The 18,978-nt window shown below is 73.9% G+C and carries 11 protein-coding genes; 2 read left to right on the top strand and 9 right to left on the bottom strand.

The genetic code is table 11. The features are described from left to right. Position 1: 1 nt before the first annotated feature. The 4 genes from ACH5AR_RS10315 to ACH5AR_RS10300 all read right to left on the bottom strand — a co-directional run bounded on the left by ACH5AR_RS10315 (position 2) and on the right by ACH5AR_RS10300 (position 11,501). Positions 2 to 6,361: an amino acid adenylation domain-containing protein gene (locus ACH5AR_RS10315; protein WP_396300938.1), complete on the bottom strand. Its 6,360-nt coding sequence runs from the start codon at positions 6,359 to 6,361 to the stop codon at positions 2 to 4. 135 nt (positions 6,362 to 6,496) lie between these two features. Next, complete coding sequence (locus ACH5AR_RS10310) at positions 6,497 to 7,777, bottom strand: serine hydrolase domain-containing protein (protein ID WP_396300937.1); 1,281 nt, start codon at positions 7,775 to 7,777, stop codon at positions 6,497 to 6,499. A gap of 343 nt (positions 7,778 to 8,120) precedes the next feature. Further along, positions 8,121 to 10,691: an FtsX-like permease family protein gene (locus tag ACH5AR_RS10305; protein ID WP_396300936.1), complete on the bottom strand. Its 2,571-nt coding sequence runs from the start codon at positions 10,689 to 10,691 to the stop codon at positions 8,121 to 8,123. A 3-nt stretch (positions 10,692 to 10,694) separates the two neighbouring features. After that, on the bottom strand, positions 10,695 to 11,501 hold the full coding sequence (locus tag ACH5AR_RS10300; RefSeq protein ID WP_396300935.1) for an ABC transporter ATP-binding protein: 807 nt from the start codon (positions 11,499 to 11,501) through the stop codon (positions 10,695 to 10,697). Positions 11,502 to 11,692: 191 nt separating this feature from the next. Here ACH5AR_RS10300 and ACH5AR_RS10295 point away from each other — a divergent pair, with 191 nt between their 5' ends. Next, positions 11,693 to 12,985 carry a sensor histidine kinase gene (locus ACH5AR_RS10295; RefSeq protein ID WP_396300934.1) on the top strand — a complete coding sequence of 431 codons (1,293 nt, stop codon included), beginning with the start codon at positions 11,693 to 11,695 and terminating at the stop codon, positions 12,983 to 12,985. Next, positions 12,973 to 13,635 (top strand): LuxR C-terminal-related transcriptional regulator, encoded by a 663-nt coding sequence (locus ACH5AR_RS10290; protein ID WP_396300933.1) that lies wholly within the window; start codon positions 12,973 to 12,975, stop codon positions 13,633 to 13,635. Before ACH5AR_RS10295 ends, ACH5AR_RS10290 begins: the two co-directional genes overlap by 13 nt. A 54-nt stretch (positions 13,636 to 13,689) precedes the next feature. Here ACH5AR_RS10290 and ACH5AR_RS10285 read toward each other — a convergent pair whose 3' ends face one another. The 5 genes from ACH5AR_RS10285 to leuD form a co-directional block, all read right to left on the bottom strand. Next, the gene (locus ACH5AR_RS10285) at positions 13,690 to 15,006 is read right to left on the bottom strand and encodes an MFS transporter (RefSeq protein ID WP_396300932.1); all 1,317 of its coding nucleotides are present in this window, start codon (positions 15,004 to 15,006) and stop codon (positions 13,690 to 13,692) included. Then, complete coding sequence (locus ACH5AR_RS10280; protein ID WP_396300931.1) at positions 15,003 to 16,025, bottom strand: TauD/TfdA family dioxygenase; 1,023 nt, start codon at positions 16,023 to 16,025, stop codon at positions 15,003 to 15,005. Before ACH5AR_RS10280 ends, ACH5AR_RS10285 begins: the two co-directional genes overlap by 4 nt. Before the next feature lie 107 nt (positions 16,026 to 16,132). After that, positions 16,133 to 17,161 (bottom strand): isocitrate/isopropylmalate dehydrogenase family protein, encoded by a 1,029-nt coding sequence (locus tag ACH5AR_RS10275; RefSeq protein ID WP_396300930.1) that lies wholly within the window; start codon positions 17,159 to 17,161, stop codon positions 16,133 to 16,135. Next, positions 17,143 to 18,342 (bottom strand): pyridoxal phosphate-dependent aminotransferase, encoded by a 1,200-nt coding sequence (locus ACH5AR_RS10270; protein ID WP_396300929.1) that lies wholly within the window; start codon positions 18,340 to 18,342, stop codon positions 17,143 to 17,145. Before ACH5AR_RS10270 ends, ACH5AR_RS10275 begins: the two co-directional genes overlap by 19 nt. Then, positions 18,339 to 18,974 carry a 3-isopropylmalate dehydratase small subunit gene (leuD, locus tag ACH5AR_RS10265; protein ID WP_396300928.1) on the bottom strand — a complete coding sequence of 212 codons (636 nt, stop codon included), beginning with the start codon at positions 18,972 to 18,974 and terminating at the stop codon, positions 18,339 to 18,341. Before leuD ends, ACH5AR_RS10270 begins: the two co-directional genes overlap by 4 nt. Between the last annotated feature and the right edge of the window lie 4 nt (positions 18,975 to 18,978).

Genomic DNA, 18,978 nt, shown 5'->3' with positions numbered 1-18,978 from the left:
GTCATTCCCCTCGTGCGCTGGTGCGGGTGGCGGCGTCCGGCTCCGGCCGGCGCAGCTGGGCGCGGGCCTTGGCGCGGACCACGCCGGCCAGGTCGGCGACGTTCCGTGCGGTGAAGACCTCGCGCACCGAGACGGTGACGCCGAAGACCTCGCGGATGCGGGAGACGGTCAGCAGGGTGAGGACGGAGCTGGCGCCCAGGGCGGCCAGGTCGTCCAGGACGCCGATCCGCTCGGCGCCGAGGACCTCCTCCCATACGGCGGTCAGCGCCCGTTCCACCGCGTTGCGGGGCGGGGTGTACGCGCGCCGGTACCCGGACCTGGCGGAGGGCCTGGGCAGGGCATTGCGGTCGATCTTGCCGCTGGTGGTCTCCGGGAAGGCCGCCAGGACGAGCAGGTGCGCCGGGACCATGTACTCGGGCAGGTCGGCGGCGAGCTTCTCCCTCAGCTGCTCCGGGTCGGGTTCGCCGGCGCCGTCCGGCACGACGTACCCGGTCAGCACCGCCGACCCGGAGCCGCCGGTCTCGGCCACCACCGCGGCCTTGGCCACGCCGGGCAGCCGCAGCAGGGCGGTCTCCACCTCGCCCAGTTCGATGCGGTAGCCGCGGACCTTGACCTGGTTGTCCAGGCGTCCCATGAAGTCCAGTTCGCCGTCGGGCAGCCAGCGCACGAGGTCGCCCGTGCGGTACAGCCGCTCCTGCGGCGCGAACGGGGCGTGGACGAAGCGCTCGGCGGTGAGCTCCGGCCGGTTGAGGTAGCCCCGGGCGACGCCCAGGCCGCCGACGTACAGTTCGCCGGGCACGCCGACCGGAACCGGGCGCTGGTGCTCGTCGAGCACGTAGGTGCGGGTCCCGGCGATGGCCGAGCCGATGGACGGCAGCCGCTCGTCACTGGCGTCCCCGCGCTCGCACAGGACGGCCGCCGTGGTCAGCACCGTGGTCTCGGTCGGGCCGTAGTGGTTGACCAGCGTGAACGGGGCGTCCGCGGGCAGCCGGCGGCGGACCACGTCCGCGCCGGTGAGCATGTAGCGCAGCGCGCCCCGGTAGACGCCGGGCTGGTCCAGCACGGACTCCAGCCGCGGCGCCGGGACGACGGCGAGCGTGATCCGGTTGGCCACGATCCACTCGGTGAGCAGGTACGGGTCGTCGAGCGCCTCGTCGGGGACGAACCACAGGCCGGCCCCGGCGGAGAGGTTGGCCCACTGCTCCAGCAGGGTCGGGTCGAAGCCCGGCGCGACCAGTTGCGAGGCCCGGTCCTCCGGCTGCACCCGGTAGTACTCGTGGTACCACCGCATCAGGTTCAGCACGTTGCCGTGCTCGATCTGCACGCCCTTGGGCCGGCCCGTGGAGCCCGAGGTGTAGAACACGTACGCCAGGTCGCCGCGGCCGGTGCGGACCTCGGGCGGTCCGCCCGCGTCCTGGCCGTCGTCGTCCTCGACGTACAGCACCAGGCCGTCCTCGGGAACCGGGCCGTCGGCGAGCTCCCGCTGGGTGACGACGACGCGCACGGCGGCGTCGCGCAGGATGTAGTCGGCCCGGTCCGCCGGGACCGCCGGGTCCAGCGGCAGGGCGGCGGCGCCCGCCTTGAGGACGGCCAGCTGGCCGACGGTCATCTCCGGCCCGCGGCGGGTGCGCACGGCGACGACGCTGCCCGGGCGGACCCCCCACCGCACCAGGCGGTGGGCGAGCGAGTCGGCCCACGCGTGCAGTTCCTCGAAGGTGAGGGTGCGGTCGGCGGACACCACGGCGGTCGCTCCCGGGCGCAGCCGGACCTGCTCGGCCAGCATCGCGGGCACGCTCGGGTGGTCGCGCCCGGCGGGCGGGGCGGCGGGGCCGCTCCACCGCTCGGTGACCAGCTTCCGCTCCTCCTCCGTCATCAGCGGCAGCTCGCCCAGCGTGCGGTGCGCACCGGAGGAGAGCCCCTCCAGCAGCACCAGCGTGTGCTCGGCCATCCGCTCGGCGGTGGTGCGGTCGAACAGGTCGGTGTTGTACTCCAGCCTGCAGGACAGCTCGCCGTCCCGTTCCTCGAACTCGAAGCCCAGGTCGAACATCGCGGTGATCCTGGGCAGGCGGACCTCCTCGGCCCGCAGCCCGCGCGATTCGACGGCCTGCACCCGCTTGAGCGTCACCCCCGCCTGGAACAGCGGGGTGCGGCCCGGGTCCCGCTCCGGCTGCAGTTCCTCGACCAGCCGGTCGAAGGGCAGCTCCTGGTGGGTCAGGGCTTCCAGCACGGTGCGCCGGGTCCGGGCCAGGAACTCCCCGACCGTCGCCTCCGGACGGACCTCGCCGCGCAGGACGAGGGTGTTGACGAAGTAGCCCAGCACGTTCTCCAGTTCGACCCGGTCGCGGCCGGAGACGATCGTGCCGACCGTCACGTCCCGCTGGCGGGCGTAGCGGGACAGCAGCAGCTGGACGGCCGCCACCAGGGTGCCGAACAGCGTGGTGGGCTGCTCCCGGCACAACTCGGCGAGCCGATCGGAGAGTTCGGCGGGAACGGTGAACACGTGCTGGTCGCCCGCCGTGGTGCGGACCGGCGGGCGGGGCCGGTCGGTCGGCAGCTCCAGCGGGCCGACGCCGGCCAACTGGCGCCGCCAGTACGCCAGGTCCTCGCGCGGCCCGGCGCCGCTGCGCCGCTCCTCCTCGGCCCGCTGCCACACCGCGTAGTCCGCGTACCGCACGGGCAGCGGTGCCAGGCCCGCCGGTTCGCCGGTCGCGGCCTGCTCGTACAGGGCGCAGAACTCCCGCGCCAACACGTCCTTGGACCAGCCGTCGGTGACGATGTGGTGCATGTCCAGCAGCAGCAGGTGCTCCCGCTCGGACAGCCGTACCAGCACCACCCTCAGCAGCGGCCCGCGGCGCAGGTCGAAGGGGCGGGCGGCGTGCTCGCGCAGCAGGGCGTCCAGCTCCCGGTCGCGCTCGGCGGCCGGGAGCGCGGACAGGTCCAGGTGCCGCACCGGCACCGGCACGGCGTCGTGCACCCGCTGGCTCGCCCGGCCGTCGACGACGTCGAAGGTGGTGCGCAGCGCCTCGTGGCGGGCCACCAGCCCCCGCAGGGCCTCCTCGGCGCTCGCGGCGTCCAGCTCGCCGGTCAGCCGCAGGGCCAGGGGCGAGTTGTACTCGATGCCGCCCGGCTCGTACTCGTGCAGGAACCAGAGCCGCTGCTGTCCGTACGACAGCGGCAGCGGCCCACCGAGGTCGGCCGTGCGCACCGGGCCGGTGCCGGAGCCGGATCCGCCGAGCCGCTGGGCGAGGGCGGCCACGGTCGGGGCCTCGAAGAGGGTGCGGACGGACACCTCGTCGTCCAGCGCGGCCCGGATCCGGCTGACCAGCCGGGTGGCGAGCAGGGAGTGCCCGCCGAGGTCGAAGAAGCTGTCGTCGATGCCGATCCCGTCGACTCCCAGCACCTCGCAGAACAGCGCGTGCAGCTGCTCCTCCCGGGCGACCCGGGGTGCGCGCCGGGCCGTGCTCGGGCCGAGCGCGGGCACCGGCAGCGCGGCCCGGTCGGCCTTGCCGTTGGGGGTCAGTGGCAGCTCCGTCAGCGGGACGACCGCGGCCGGGACCATGTAGTCGGGCAGCGCGGACGCCAGGTGCTCGCGCAGCCGGGCCGGGTCGGGCTGCCGGCCGGCGGCCGCGACGGTGTAGGCCACCAGCCGTACGTCGCCGGGGCGGAGCTCCTTGGCCACCACGACGGCCTGGGCCACGTCGGCGTGCCGCTCCAGGACCGCCTCGATCTCGCCGAGTTCGATCCGGAAGCCACGCACCTTGACCTGGTGGTCACCGCGGCCGAGGAACTCCAGGTTGCCGTCGGCGCCCCAGCGTGCCACGTCACCGGTGCGGTACAGGCGCGCGCCCGGCTCGGCGGCGAAGGGGTCCGCGACGAAGCGCTCCGCGGTGAGGCCGGGACGGCCCAGGTAGCCGTGGGCGACGCCGGCCCCGCCGATGTACAGGTCGCCGGCCACGCCGACCGGCACCGGCCGCAGCGCCGCGTCCAGGACGTGGACCCGGGTGTTGGCGACGGGCCGGCCGATGGTCGGCGCGCCGGGGCGGTCGTCGAGCCGGGCGGCGGTGGACCAGATGGTGGTCTCCGTCGGGCCGTAGAGGTTGACGACCTCGGTGCCCAGCTCCCGCATCCTCCGCGCGAGGGCGGCGGGCAGCGCCTCGCCCCCGACGGCCATCCGCAGTCCGCGCACGGCCTCGGGCTGCTGCTCGCACAGCGCCTGCCACAGGCTGGGGGTGGCCTGCACGACGGTGGTGCCGGTGCCGGTGATCAGCTCGGCCAGGGCCCGCGGGTCGCGGGCGGTCTCCCGGTCGGCGAGCACCACGGTGGCGCCGCGGACCAGCGGCAGGTACAGCTCCAGGGCGGCGATGTCGAAGGCGATGGTGGTGACGGCCGTCCACACGTCGGCGGGGCCGAGCGGTAGCAGTTCGGCCATGGTGGACAGGAAGTTGGCCAGGGCCCGCCGGCCGACGACCACGCCCTTGGGCCGGCCGGTGGAGCCGGAGGTGTGGATGACGTACGCGGCCTGGTCGACGCCCGGCAGGGTGCGGCGCGCCGCCTCGACCGGCGGGGTGTCCGGCAGCGCGGCGAGTTCGGCCGCCGTGTCCGGCTCGTCCAGGAGGAGCAGGCGGGCCGGGTCGCCGCTGAGCCGTCCTGCGGCGGCGCGGTCGGTGACGACGGCGACGGGCGCGGTGTCGGACAGCACGTGGGCGATGCGCTCGGCCGGGTACTGCGGGTCGATGGGCACGTACGCCGCGCCGGTCTTGGCGACCGCGATCAGGGTGGCCACCAGGTCGGTGCCGCGGGGCAGTGCGAGGGCGACGAAGGCGCCCGGGGCGGCGCCCCGGTCGGCCAGTGCCCGGGCGATCCGGTTGGCGCGGGCGTCCAGCTCCGCGTAGCTGGTGGTCCGGCCCCCGTGCACCACGGCCGGCGCCTGCGGGCAGGCGCGCGCCCGTTCCTCGAAGAGGTCGGCGACCGTGCGGTCCGGCACCGGCCGGGCGGTGGCGTTCCACTCGGTCAGCACCCGCTCCCGCTCGGCGTCGTCCACGACCTCGAAGCTGTCGAGCGCCCGCTCGGGGGCGGCGACGGCCGCGGCCAGCAGCCGGGGGAAGGCCTCGGCGAGGCGGCGCGCGGTCGGCTCCTCGAACAGCTCGCGGCTGTACTCGACCAGGATGTCCAGGCCCTGCGGGGCGCCGTCCCGGTGCTCCGGCACCACCCGCACGTGGAGGTCGTACGGCGAGCTGGTGGCGGGCACGTCCTGGGGCCGCGCGGCGAGGTCGCCGAAGGCGTCCGGGGCCGGCGCCGGGCGGGCGAGGTCGAGGACGACCTGGCACAGCGGGTGCCGGTTCAGCGCCCGGTCCGGGCGCACCGCGTCGACCAGCCACGGGAAGGGCAGCGCGCCGTGGGCGCGGGCGGCGGCGGCCGTGGCCGCGCAGGCGCGCACCAGGTCGGTGAAGCTCCCGCCGTCCGGCACGGCGGTGCGCAGCACCACGGTGTTCTCCAACGGGCCGACCACGGCCGCCTCGTCCGGCCCGCGGGCACTGAGCGTGGTGCCCAGCGGCAGGTCGTCGCCCGCGCCGAAGCGGCGGAGCACGGCGGCGAACGCGGCGTGCAGGACGGCGAAGGAGTCGGTGCCGGTGCGGGCGGCCAGGTCCTCGACGGCCCGGTGGCCGTCGGCGTCCAGGCGCAGGCGCAGTCGGGCGCTGCGGTAGTCGGCGACGGCCGGGCGCGGGCGGTCCGCCGGCAGCTGGAGCTGTTCGGGCGCGCCGGCCAGGGCCCCGCGCCAGAACTCCAGTTCGGTCGTGGTGGTCGGGGACGGCCGTTCGGCGGTGCCGAGCGCCTCGGCCTGCCGGGCCGCCGGCCGGGCGTACTGCACCGGCCGGTCCTCGGCGGGGCGCCCGCCGCGGGTGCGGGCGGCGTAGGCGTCCGCCAGGTCGTCCAGCAGGGGCCGCCAGGACGCCTCGTCCCCGGCGATGCGGTGCAGGACCAGCAACAGGACGTGCTCGTCGGGGGCGAGCCGGAACACCTCGGCGCGCAGCGGAACGTCCCGGGTCAGGTCGAAGGGGCGGGCCACCGCCTCCGCCAGCTCCCGGTCCAGCCCGTCCGGGTCGGCGGGGCGCACCGCCAGGGCGGCGAACGGCTCCCGCGCGGGGCGCAGCTCCGGCCGGCAGCGGCCGTCCTGCTCGCCGTGGACGGTGCGCAGGAGGTCGTGACGGGCCAGCAGGTCTGCCAGCGCGTCTCTGAGCGCGGTCTGGTCGAGGGCGCCGACGAGCCGCGTGGCGCGGGCGAGCGTCTCTCCGGCACCGGATTCCTGGAGCCGGTTCAAGAACCACAGCCGCAGCTGGACGGGGGACAATCCGCCGGGCACGGCGTCGGATTCCGGATTATGGCGCCGGGTGCTGTTCGTTCCTGTCACTTCCATACTCCACCGAATAAGTCGCGCGAGAAGGGAGGCAGCATTGACCAAAGAATTTCAGGAGCTGTTCACGGAGGAGTTCCCGGTTCATTCCGCGTACGGCAGGTCACGGCGCAGCACGCGTCCGGCGAACTGCAGGAGCGGGCCGTTCCCGGGGATCGGGTGCGGCAGGAACCGGCCGGCGTACGGGGCTTCCGGGAGATCGACCCGGTGGGCCGAGAAGCGGCCCCGGTCGTCGAGGTCGAGCCGGTAGCGCGCCCCGGTGTCGTCGTCGAGGTGGAGCGGCCCGCCGGCGCCGCCGGTGACGCGGTACACCATGGTGCCGTTGGCCCAGGAGCCGGTCAGGGCCGGTCCGCCGGGCGCGGCGGCCGGGCCGGGCCGCAACCGCCCGGACGGGGGCGAGCCGACGTCCCGGCCCCGGGCGCGCAATGCGTCGGTGAGCTCGCGCCACAGGGCGAGGCCCGCCGTGGAGTCGGTGACCAGGGCCAGCACGGTGCCGTCCGCCGGCTGGATCCGCAGGTTGCAGGTGGTGCCGCCGCCCATCGCGTCCAGGCCGAGCCACGGCCGGTCCGGGTCGCCGTACCGGGCCCAGCCCAGGCCGAAGCCGTCGGCGAGTCCGTACGGCTCGGCGCCCGGTGCGGGGCTCCGCATCGCCGCGACGCCCTCCTCGTCGAGCAGCGCGTCGTGCGCGCCGTCGCGCACCGCGAGGTGCAGCCGGGCGAAGGCCACCAGGTCCTCGGCGGTGCCGGCCAGCGCCGCCGCCGGTGCCAGGGCCGCGGGGACCAGGACCTCCACCGGCACGGCGCCCGTCGCGGTGACGGCGTGGCCGACGGCCACGGACGGGCCGGAGGCGCTCTGCCCCGGCCCGGGCAGGTGGGCGGGGGTGATGCCGAGCGGGTGGAGCAGGAAGGTGTCCACGGCCTCGCGCCAGGTCGAGCCGGTCACGGACTCGATCAGCCGGCCGACGAGCGCGAAGCCCGCGTTGGAGTAGGAGAAGGCGCTGCCCGGGGGGAAGAGCAGGTCCGGCTTGCCGGCGGCGGCCGTGAAGCCGCGCGGCGTCCACTCGTCGCCGTCCAGGTCGCCGATCAGGCCGCTGGTGTGGCTCAGCAGGTGGCGCAGGGTCACCGACGCCCCCAGGCCGTTCGGCGCGGCCGCGAACTCCTCGCCGTACCGGCCCAGTTCGGAGTCCAGGTCGAGGTCGCCGTCGGCCACCAGCTGCATCGCCAGGGTGGCGGTGAACAGCTTGGTGACGGAGGCGAAGGGAAAGCGCAGTGCGGCCGCCTCCGGCCCGCCGACGTGGGCCGTCCGCAATCCCGTGTCGTCGAGCAGCGCGAGCTGGGCGTGCGGCACGCCGAATTCGGCAGCCATTCGATGGAATTCGGCGACAAGTCCCGACGACACCAGGAACCCCCTCCACTCTGCTTCTCGTGACGGCAGCAGACAGCCTGAAAAGCCCGCGAATTCCACGGGATGCCATGGTCCGAGACTCGGAAAGATCGACTTGTTTCCCTGAAGGCTAGCACGGGGGTTTTCCGCCGGTCAGCGTCCTTAAGTCAACTGTGAAAAACGCTGGTTGGCATTCTGCGGTCACCGAGGCCGCACACCGGAAGGGAGCCGGGAAGAGGAGATTCGTGTGGGGCCGATCACACGGGAAAAGCCCGTGGCGCGTCCGGACGGACGCGCCACGGGCCGTGACCGGGCCGGCGGGCGGCTATTCGCGCAAACCGATGCCCTCCACCGGACGGGTCCGCAGCGCGAGCTTGGTGGGCACCAGGATCGCGCCGAGCCCGATGAGCGCGGTCACCGCGACGATCCCCAGGTACAGCAGCACGGGGAAGTGCGGCACCGGCGAGCCGGTCAGCCCCAGGCTCACCGTGACCAACGGCAGCAGCGGTACCACGGTGCCGACCACCACCGCGATGGCCACCACCATCCCGGCCTCCACCCGCATCATCCGCACCACCTGGTCCCGCGGTGCGCCCACCAGCCGCAACAGCGAGAACTCCCGCACCCGGCCCAGGGTCGCCAGGACGAGCGTGTTGGCTACCGAGATCGCGAGGTAGCCGAAGACCAGTGCCAGCGGCAGCGCGCTGGTCAGCACCGACGACGTGGCCTGCTCCTGCTGCGCCGCCGAGAGCCCGCCCTGGTCCAGGACCTTGAGGCCCGGGTACCGGCCGGCCAGCCCGCGCAGCGCCTTGGTGACCTGCCCCTTGTCGGCACCCGGAGCGGTCTTGACGAACACCGCGTCCTCCAGCTGCCGGGTGCTGTGCGCCAGCACCGTCTCCTGGGGGAGCGTCACGTCGCCGAAGCCGAGGCCCCGGTCGTAGACCGCGACCACCGTGGGCTTGATCTCGGCCCCGTCCGGGAGGTTCAGCCGCACCCGGTCGCCCACGTGCGCGCCGAGCGTGGCGGCCGCGCTGCCGCTGATGGCCGCCACGTCGCCGCGCAGGTTCTCCAGGCTGCCCTCCGTGACGCCCAGGTCCATCGTCTTCGCCACCCCGTCGGGGGTGACCCCCTGCGCCTGGTACTTGAAGATCTCCGGGGAGTCGATGACCTTCCGGGAGCCGTGCACCTGGACCCGGATCACTCCCGTGGCCGCGGCGACCCCGGGGACCGCCGCGGCCTCCTTGACCACCCCGATCGGCGGGCCGCCGGGCCCGCCCTGCAGGGTGTACTCGGCCACGATGCCCTCCTCGGCCTGGTCCGCGGCCGCCGCCGAGGTCGTCGTCGGGATGCACAGCTGCACCAGGGCGAAGCCGATCGCCAGGGTGAGCGGCCCGATGCCGGCCGCCAGCCGGCGGGCGTTGGCCCGGGTGTTGGCCACCGCCAGGTAGCCGTGCGGGCCGGTGCGCCGACGGACCGGCCCGGCCATCAGCCGGCTGGCCGCGCTCACCACCGGCGGCGCCAGCATCAGCACCGCGATGATCATGACGAGCCCGCCGGTGCCCGCACCGGCCACCGCGAAGACGCTGCCGAAGAACAGCGGCAGCAGCGACGCCCCGACGCCCAGCAGGAACAGCAGCACACCGAAGAAGGCGCGGCCCCGGCCCAGCTTCGCCGGTTCGATCTGGGCCTCGCCCATGGCCTCCACCGGCTTGATCGCCACCGCCTTGCGGGCCACCCCGACCGCGGCCACCTCGGCGGCGATCACCGACGCGACGACGGCGACGAAACAGGGGATCGGGCCGGCGGAGAACGCGAAGTCGTCGGGGACCATGCCGATCACGCTCAGCGCGCCCATCAGCACCTTGGCCACCAGGATGCCCGGCAGGCACCCGATCACCGACGCCACCAGGGAGATGATCAGGACCTCGGCCGCCATCATCTTGTAGATCTGGCGCGGAGTGGCCGCGACGGCCCGCAGCAGGGCCAGCTCCCGGCGGCGCTGGTGCACGTTGAGGGCGAGGGTGCTGGCCACGACGATCATCGCGATCAGCACGACCGTCGCACCCAGCGAGCCCGCCAGCTCGACCAGGTTGGACTGGGCGGAGGCCACGTCGTGGAACTCCACCTGGCTGCGGTCCTCGCCCAGGTAGGTGTCGGCGCCCGACCCGGCCAGCTTCTTGTCGATCCGGTCCGCCACCTTGTCCGGGTCGGCGCCCGGAGCGACCAGCACCCCGACCGCGTCGATCCTGCCGGGGTGGCCGTAGAGCGTGGTCGCCTCGCCGTCGCTGAAGAACAGCGCCGCCGAGCGCAGCGGCGCGCCCTGGCCCTTCAGCGAGGCCAGGCCGGTGACGGTGTACTCCCGGGCCTCCTGGGTGGTCGCCAGCCGCACCTTCTGCCCGGGCGAGGCCTTCACCCGCGCGGCGAGCCGCGCGTCCAGCACCACCTCGCCGGCGCGCTCCGGCGCCCGCCCCTTGTCCAGCGCGAAGGGGCCCAGCACGGAGCTGGACCAGTTGTGGCCGGCCGACGGCTGCTCACCGCCGCCGTCGTCCAACCCGCCGTGCCCGTCCACCACCTCGGCGGGGAAGCTGACGTCCGGCACCGCCCGCTGGACGCCCTCGACGGAGGCCACCTTGTCGACCGCGTCGCTGTTCAGCGGCGCGGGCTGGAGCAGCGGCTTCGACTTGGTCTTGCCGTCGGTGACCTTGAAGGACTGCTTGCCGCCGACCACCACCGGGGCCCCGGCGTAGCGCTGGGCGGCCACCCCCGAACCGAGGCCCGACTGCAGCAGGACGCCGAACGCGGTGATCAGCATCGACGCCCCGACCAGGGCGATGAACGCCCCGACGAGTCCTGCCTTGCGCTCCCGCAAGGTCATCAGGACGAGCTTGAACTCCACCTGCTACCACTCCTCGAGGCGGGTCATGCGCGCGGCCACCCGGTCGGGGGTCGGAGCTTCCATCACCTCCGCGAAGGCGCCGTCCCGCAGGAACACCACGCGCTGCGCGTAGGAGGCGGCGACCGGGTCGTGGGTCACCATGACGACGGTGTTGCCGTCCCGGTCCACGATCTCCCGCAACAGGGCGAGCACCTGGCGGCCGGTACGGCTGTCGAGCGCGCCGGTGGGCTCGTCGGCGAAGATCACCTCGGGCCTGGTGATCAGCGCCCGGGCGACCGCCACCCGCTGCTGCTGCCCGCCGGACAGCTGCGCCGGCCGGTGCTGCAGGCGGTCGGACAGCCCGACGCGCCGGGCCACCTCCTCCAGCCAGTCCCGCTCGGCCACCCGCCCGGCGAGCATCAGCGGCAGCGTGATGTTCTCCGCCACCGTCAACGACCCCAGCAGGTTGTATGCCTGGAAGATGAACCCGACCCGCTCCCGGCGCAGCATCGTCAGCTGCGCCTCGTCCAGCGTCGCCAGGTCCGTCCCGCCCAGCCACACCGAGCCCTCGGTCGGCCGGTCCAGACCGGCCGCACAGTGCAGGAAGGTGCTCTTGCCGGCGCCCGACGGGCCCATCACCGCGGTGAACGACCCGCGCTCGAAGTTGATGGTGAGATCGCGCAGCGCGTAGACCTCCCCCGCGTCCCGGCCGTACCTCTTGCTGACCGAACGCAGCTCCACCGCCCAGCGGCTCTGGGGCTCGCCGGCCCCGGGCTCAGCACCAGGATGCGTGCCGCCGAACTGCTGCCTAGTGACCTCGCCGTGCGCCACCGCACGTCTCCCTTCCCGCACCGATCACGCCGTACCGCACTCACGCTAGGGCGTCGGACCCGTCGGAACCATGACGTTTACTGGAGTCCGAAAGGTGCAGCTTTCTGCCCCCCTGTTCGGGTGATGACGCATGGTCATCATCGCTCAGTGATAGCGTGGGCGAAAACGGGTGGTTGGGGGCTTTGGCGACGATGGACGACGATCCTCAGCGGCCGGTCCGCCGTACTGCGGCCCCGGCGGCCGTACGGCAGGAGTTCGTCGAGCGCTTCGTCCCCGCCCTGAGGTACCTCATGACCGCCGGCGGCACCGCGCTGGTGGCCTTCCTCGGCTTCTACGCCCTCCTCGCCGTGTTCGTGCTGAGCCTGGTGGGCCCCGGGCTGGTGCTGTTACCGCTCTGCCTCGCCCGGCTACGGCGGGTGGCCGACGCCCACCGCCGGCGCGCCGGGGAGCTGCTGGGCTGCGAGATCCCGTCCTCCTACCGCGAGTCCGGCGGGAAGGTCCTGGTCCGCGCCCAGGTGATGCTCACCGACAAGGCCACTTACACGGACCTGTTGTGGCTGTTCGCCCACGCCGTGCTGGGCACGATCGGTGTCGCGCTGGCCGTAGGGCTGTGCGCGGGGACGGCCAGCTGGCTGACCATCCCGCTGTGGTGGCAGGTGGTGCCCAGGCCCGCGGAGCTGATCGTCTGGAACATCGACTCGTGGGGCGCGGCCCTGGGGGCCTCCTTCGCGGGCCTGGCCTACGGCGTGATCGCCGCCCATCTGCTGCCCTGGTACGCCCAGTTGCACGCCCGGATGACCCGGGCCCTGCTCAAGCCCCGCAAGCGCCGGACCTCACTGGCCAAGCGCATCGAGGAGTTGACCATCACCCGGGCCGAGGCGCTGGAGGCCCACGCCGCCGAACTGCGCCGCATCGAACGGGACCTGCACGACGGAGCGCAGGCCGGACTGGTGTCGGTCTCGCTGCGGCTGGCCGTGATGAAGCAGGTGCTCAAGGACAATCCCGAGAAGCTGCCCGAAATGATCGACCAGGCGCGTGACTTGACCGACCAGGCGGTGCAGTCGCTGCGGGTCGCGGTCCGGTCCATCTATCCGCCGGTGCTGGTCGACCACGGCCTGGCCGAAGCCGCCCGCTCCCTGGTGGCGGCCTGCCAGATCCCCACCAAGCTGGACCTCGAGTACGGCACCAAGGGGCCCAGGGCGCCCGCCGCCGTGGAGGCCGCGGCCTACTTCGTCATCTCCGAGGCGCTGACGAACGTCGCCAAGCACAGCGGGGCCGACGCCAGCGAGGTGCAGCTGCGCACCACCGAGAGCAGGATTCACATCGCCGTGTGGGACAACGGCAAGGGCGGGGCGAGGACCGGCCCCGGCAGCGGGATCAGCGGCATCAAGCGCCGCGTCGCCGCGTTCGACGGCGTCACCGAGCTGCACAGCCCGCCCGGTGGACCGACAGTACTTCGAGTGGAGCTTCCGTGCGGATCGTGATCGCCGAGGACAACGCCCTGCTGCGGGAGGGCCTGTCACTGCTGCTGACCAGCGTGGGCCACGAGGTCTGCGCGACGGTGGAGGACGGGGACAGCCTGCTGCCCACGCTCCTCGAACACCGCCCGGACATCGCCGTGCTGGACGTCCGGCTGCCGCCGACCTACCGGGACGAGGGGCTGCGCGGCGCGGTGACCGCCCGGGAGGAGCTGCCCGACCTGCCGGTGCTGGTGCTGTCCCAGTACGTCGAACACGCCTACGCCGCCCAGTTGCTGGTCCACGGCGCCTCCGGCGTGGGGTACCTGCTCAAGGACCGGGTCGGGCGGGTGGAGGAGTTCCTCCAGGCACTGGACCGGGTCGCGGGCGGCGGGGTCGCCATGGATCCGGAGGTGATCTCCCAGCTGATGGTGCGCCGGGTGCGCAACGATCCGCTGGACGCGCTCAGTTCGCGCGAACGCGAGGTGCTCTCGCTGATGGCCGAGGGGCACGGCAACGGCGACATCGCCAAGCTGCTGTTCATCGCCGAGACGTCCGTGAACAAGCACATCGGGAACATCTTCGTGAAGCTCGGGCTGCCGGCCGCGGACGGCGGCCACCGCAGGGTCCGCGCCGTGCTCACGTACCTCAACTCCATAGCGGCCCAGGGCGAGTGAGCCGGACGCCGACGGGAACGGGAACGGCCGGGCCCGTGGCACGGGCCCGGCCGTTCACTGCGCCGCTTGCGCCGTCTGCGCCGCTTCCGGCGCCTCCGCCGGGGCACCGGGCCCGGGCAGCGCGCGGATCGCGCCGCTGAAACTGGCCACCAGGGCCAGCAGCACCAGGACCGCCGTGGCGGAGAGCACCGTGGTCATCGCCCCGGAGAACTCCAGCAGCGCCCCGCCCGCGAGCGCGCCCACGGCGGAGGCCGCCCCGAGGCTCACTCCGATCGCCCCGGCCAGCCGACCGCGCATCTCGTCCGGCGTGGTCGTCATCTGGTGCGTGGCGATGATCGCCGTCGCGGTCGGCGCGAGGAAGGCCACGCAGCCGAGCACCGCCCCGTACGCGTACCCGGCCGGAAGCACCGCCAGCAGCGGCACCAGGACGCTCGCCCCCCAGCTCAACAGCGTCAGCGCGGAGTACGGCGTCAGCCGCAGCCGCAGCCGGGGCGCGGCGAGCGCGCCCAGGACGCCGCCCGCGCCCATCAGCATCCCGATCGCCCCGACCTGTCCCCCGGCCCCGGCCTGCTGCGCCATGCCGATGGCCACCAGCAGGAGTCCGCTGAAGACCGCGTTGAAGCCCATGGTGAGCCCCACGGTGACCCGCACCAGACGGTGGCCGCACAACCAGCGCAGGCCGGTCAGGGTGTCGTGCAGCAGGCCCCCGGAACCGGCGGCACCGATCTGCCGCCGCGGTTCGGGGGCCCGTAGGAACAGCAGGGTGAGGAACGCGCCCAGCGAGGCCACCGCCTGGGCCGCGAACGGGAGCACCCGCACCGCGTTGTACAGCACCCCGCCGAGGCCCGGTCCGGTGATCGTGGCGACGTAGTAGCGCGCGGTGTTGCGGGCCACCGCCGAGGGCAGCTGCTCCCTCGGCACGACCATCGGCAGCAGGGCCTGGTCGGCGGCGCTGAACAACGCGGTGGCCACGCCCTCGACCACGGCCACGGCCAGGATCAGGGAGAGCGGCGCCCGCCCGGCGGCGATGGCGACGGCCAGCACCCCCAGGGCCAGGGCCCGCGCGGCCTCGGAGGCCAGCAGCACCCGCTTGCGCGGCAACCGGTCCGCCACCGCGCCGGCCGGCAGCCCCGCCAGCATCCGGGAGGCGGCGACCGCGAACTCCACCAGCGAGGCCTGGAAGACCGAGCCGGTCATCGCGATCACCAGCAGCGGGTAGGCGAACAACGTCGCCTGGGAGCCCAGCTGGGAGAGCACGTTGCTGCTCCACAGCAGGTTGTACTCGCGGTTGCGGCCCAGCGGACGGGCGGGCGTCGTCTCCTCCGCCCGCCCGTCGGACCGCGCCGCCGCCGGCTCGGTCCGCTCCCTCACCCCGAGTGTCCCGCGGGGCGACCGGGCAGCGCGGTCCGCTCCACCGGGCGCAGCTCGGACCAGGACAGCGCGTCGGCCATGCTCACGAACAGCTCGCGGGGCGGCACGAACGGGGCCCGGCCGTGGGCCACGCTCAGGTTGTCCACGATCAGCACGTCACCGGTCCGGCAGGTCACGTCGAGCTGGTGGTCCCGGTAGCCGGCGTGCAGCGCCTCGATGACCTCCGGGGTGATCTCCGTGCCGTCGGCGTGGAAGGTGTTGGTCGGGATGCTGCGGGGCCCGTACTCCTCCAGCAGCAGCTCGGCCAGGTCCCGGTCCAGCGAGCTGGAGTGGAAGAACGTCATGTGGTTGAACCACGTCTTCGCGCCGGTCTCCGGGTGGGTGGCCACCGCCCAGCGCACCTGCCGGGTCTGGACGTGGTCCTCGGCCAGCCACTCCACCTCGATGCCGTTGTCCGCGCAGTAGCGCCGCACCTGGTCCGGGTCCTCGGTGCCGAACGCCTGCTGCCAGGTCAGGCCCAGCCCCGGCAGGAAGTTGCGCACCAGCAGGTAGCCCTCCCGGTCGAACCGCTCGACGACCTCGCGCGGCAGCGCGTCGTGGATGGCCCGGCAGTCGGCGAGCCGGTTCGCCCCGCCGACGGGGGCGCCCTGCCGGCAGAAGAAGAACAGGTAGCGCGGCACGGTGAGGTTGTAGGACTGCTCGGTGTGGAGGAAGATCTCCTCGGTCGGCGGATGGTCCGTCGCCGTGAACACGCCGGGGTGGAGCTCGGTGCGCGGCGAGGAGCGCTCGGTGTAGTCCAGCGGCGAGCCGACGACGTGCTTGACGAACGCGTCCAGGTCGTTCCAGTCGGCCCAGTCGTATCCGCTCAGCAGCGCGGCGCCGTGCTCGACGACCCGTTCGCGGATGAACGGACCGTGCTGGACGCCGAGTTCGGTCAGCGCGTGGCGGCCCGGGCTGGACACCCCGCAGACCAGCCCGCCGAGCCGGCGCTCCGTTTCCAGGGTGATCGCTGAGGTCATGGGAACGTGCTCCTCCTGTTGTCCGGCTCCTGCCGGATCCTTCGGTCCGTTGGGGAGGGGCGACGGGCTGCCCGTTCGGCACGCCGCCCGGCAGCGTGCCGCCGGGGTCAGACCAGCGCCGCCCGGATGGCCTCGCCGGCCTGACGTGTCGTCAAGGTGCCGCCGAGGTCGGGTGTGCAGCGGTACTCGGCGATGGTCCGGCGCACCGCCTGCTCCAGCGCCTGGGCCTCGCTCTTCAGCCCCCGGTCGCGCAGCATCAGCGCGGCGCTCAGCACGGCGCCCGCGGGGTTGGCGAGCCCCTTGCCGACGATGTCGGGCGCGCTGCCGTGCACCGGCTCGTACAGGCCGACGCCGGTCAGCGGGTTGATGTTCGCCGAGGCGGCGGTGCCGAGCCCCCCGGCGAGCTCGGCGGTCAGGTCGCTGAGGATGTCGCCGTAGGAGTTGTTGGCGACGATCACGTCGAAGGACGTCGGGTCGTTGACGAGCTTCATCGCCGCGGCGTCCACGTACAGGTGGGACGACTCCAGCTCGGGGTGGCGCGCCGCGGCCTCCCGCCGCACCCGCTGCCACAGCCGGCCGCCGAACGGCACCGCGTTGGACTTGTCCACCACGCACACCGACCGGCGGGCGATGCCGTAGGCGTACTCGACGACCCGCGAGACCCCCAGGTAGGTGCTCATCTCCTGGTCGACGGCGACCTCGTCGGGCGTGCCGCCCCGCAGGATGCCGCCGACGCCGCTGTAGAGGCCCTCGGTGTTCTCGCGCACCACCACGCAGTCGATGCCGCGGCGGGACTCGTCGCGCAAGGGGCTGAGCCGGTCGTCCAGCAGGACCGCCGGGCGGTAGTTGACGAACAGGTCCAGCTCCGTGCGGAGCCTGAGCAGCACCCCGCGGGCGTAGTCGGTGCTGGTCACCCGCGGGTCGCCGACGGCGCCGAACAGCACCGTGCCGGTGTCGCGGACCAGCTCCAGCTCGTCGTCGGTCAGGGCCACGCCCTCCCGGAGCCAGCGGTCGGCGTTGATCCGGTCGAGGACGGTGAACTCCAGGTCCGCGCCGAGGGCCTGGAGCGTGGTGAGGGCCTCCTCGGTCACTTCGGGGCCTATGCCGTCACCGGGTATCACGATGATTTTCTGCACGGGATCCTCCTAGGGTCGGCCAGGCGGCGGTGGGCTTCGAGGAGGGTCGCCTCGGATCGGTTGAAGGCCACCCGCACGTAAGGGTCGCCGTGTCGCGGATCGGCGAAGAACGGGGTGGCCGGGGCCACCAGCACCCCGGCCCGCTCGGCCAGCTCGCGGGCGAACCGCGGGCTGGGTTCGTCGGTGAGGCCGGCGATCCCGGCCATCACGTAGATGCCGCCCCGGGGCGCGGAGCAGCTGAAGCCCGCTTCGGTGAGTGCCCGGACGGCGTGGTCGCGCATCGTCCGCATCGACTCGGCCGGGTCCCAGCCGTCGTGCAGGGCCGGCCCACCGTGCGCCATGGCGTGCTGCAGCGGCGACGCGGCCCCGCCGGTGGTGGCGATGTGCACCTGGCGCAGCAGCCGCGTCCACGGCTCGGCGGCCCGCAGGTACCCCAGGCGCCAGCCGCTGACGGCGTGGCTCTTGGAGAAGCTGCCGAGCACGATGCTCCGCTCGGCCAGCCCGGGCACCTCGGCGGCCGAGCGGTGCCGGGCGCCGTCGTAGACGTACGGTGCGTAGACCTCGTCGGAGACGGCGACGACGTCCCACCTGGCGCACTGGTCGGCGATCAGGTCCCATTCCTCGTCGGTCAGCAGCCGGCCGGTCGGGTTGGCCGGGCTGTTGAGGACGATCGCCCGGGTGCGCGGGCCGAAGGCGACGGTGAGCGCGGCCGGGTCGGGGGCCCAGTCCGGGCCCTCGGCCGGCACGAACCGCGGCACCCCGCCGGCCAGCGCGATGGCGCTGAGGAAGTTCTCGTAGAAGGGCTCCAGGACGATGACCTCGTCGCCGGGGTCGACGCAGGCCAGCAGGGCCACCGCGAGCGCCTCGCTGGCGCCGGCGGTGACCGTCAGCTCGGTGGCCGGGTCGGGCCGGCCCGGCAGGGAGCACGCGATCCACTCGCGCAGCAGCGCGTTCCCGTCCGGGTTCTCGTACTGGTTCACGCCCTCGTGGAGCGCGTTCACGACGTGTTTGATCAGCTCGGGCGGGGTGGCGGGCCACCCGGGGGTGCCGGCGGCGAGGTTTACCACGTCGCCGCCGGCCGCCTTGAGCAGCCCGACCAGGCCGCCGCCGGGGAGCCGGCGCACGCGCTCGGCCCCCAGCGGACGGCTGGTCGGGGTGGTGCGGGGGTGGGACGAGGTCACCGTGCTCCCTCCACGGCGAACTCCGCGAACTCGGCTCCCGACCCCCGGGGGACGGTCGGGAGCCAGGACGGACGGTTCCGCTCGTACGCCTCGATCAGCTCGCCGCGCCGTAGGGTCAGCTCGATCGTGTCCAGGCCCTGCAGCAGCAGTTCCCGGGCCCGCTGCTCGGCCTCGAAGTCCCAGCCGCGGTCACCCGTCCGGAGCTTCAGCTCCTGGAGGTCGACGGTGACGGTGAAGGCCGGGTCGCGCTCGGCCTCGGCCATCAGCTCCTCGACCACCTCCACCGGTTGGTCGACCGGGATCAGGCCGTTGTTCATGGCGTTGCGCCGGAAGATGTCGCCGAAGCCGGAGGCGACGACCGCGACGAAGCCGCCGTCCTTCAGAGCCCACACCGCGTGCTCCCGCGAGCTGCCGATGCCGAAGTTGCGGCCGGCCAGCAGGACGGTCGCTCCGGTGTGCTCCGGGCGGTTCAGGACGAAGTCGGGCTCCTGGCGCCAGCGGGCGAACAGGGCGTCCTCGTAGCCGCTCTTGACGACGCGCTTGCAGTACTCGGCGGGGACGATCTGGTCGGTGTCGACGTCGTCGCGACGCAGCGCCACCGCCCGCCCGGTATGCGTGATCAGGGGTTGCATGGCC

The organism is Kitasatospora sp. NPDC018619 (assembly GCF_044391605.1).
GTDB lineage: Bacteria > Actinomycetota > Actinomycetes > Streptomycetales > Streptomycetaceae > Kitasatospora.
Note: the sequence above shows the minus strand (reverse complement) of the source record. Positions and strands in the feature narration are given on the sequence as shown.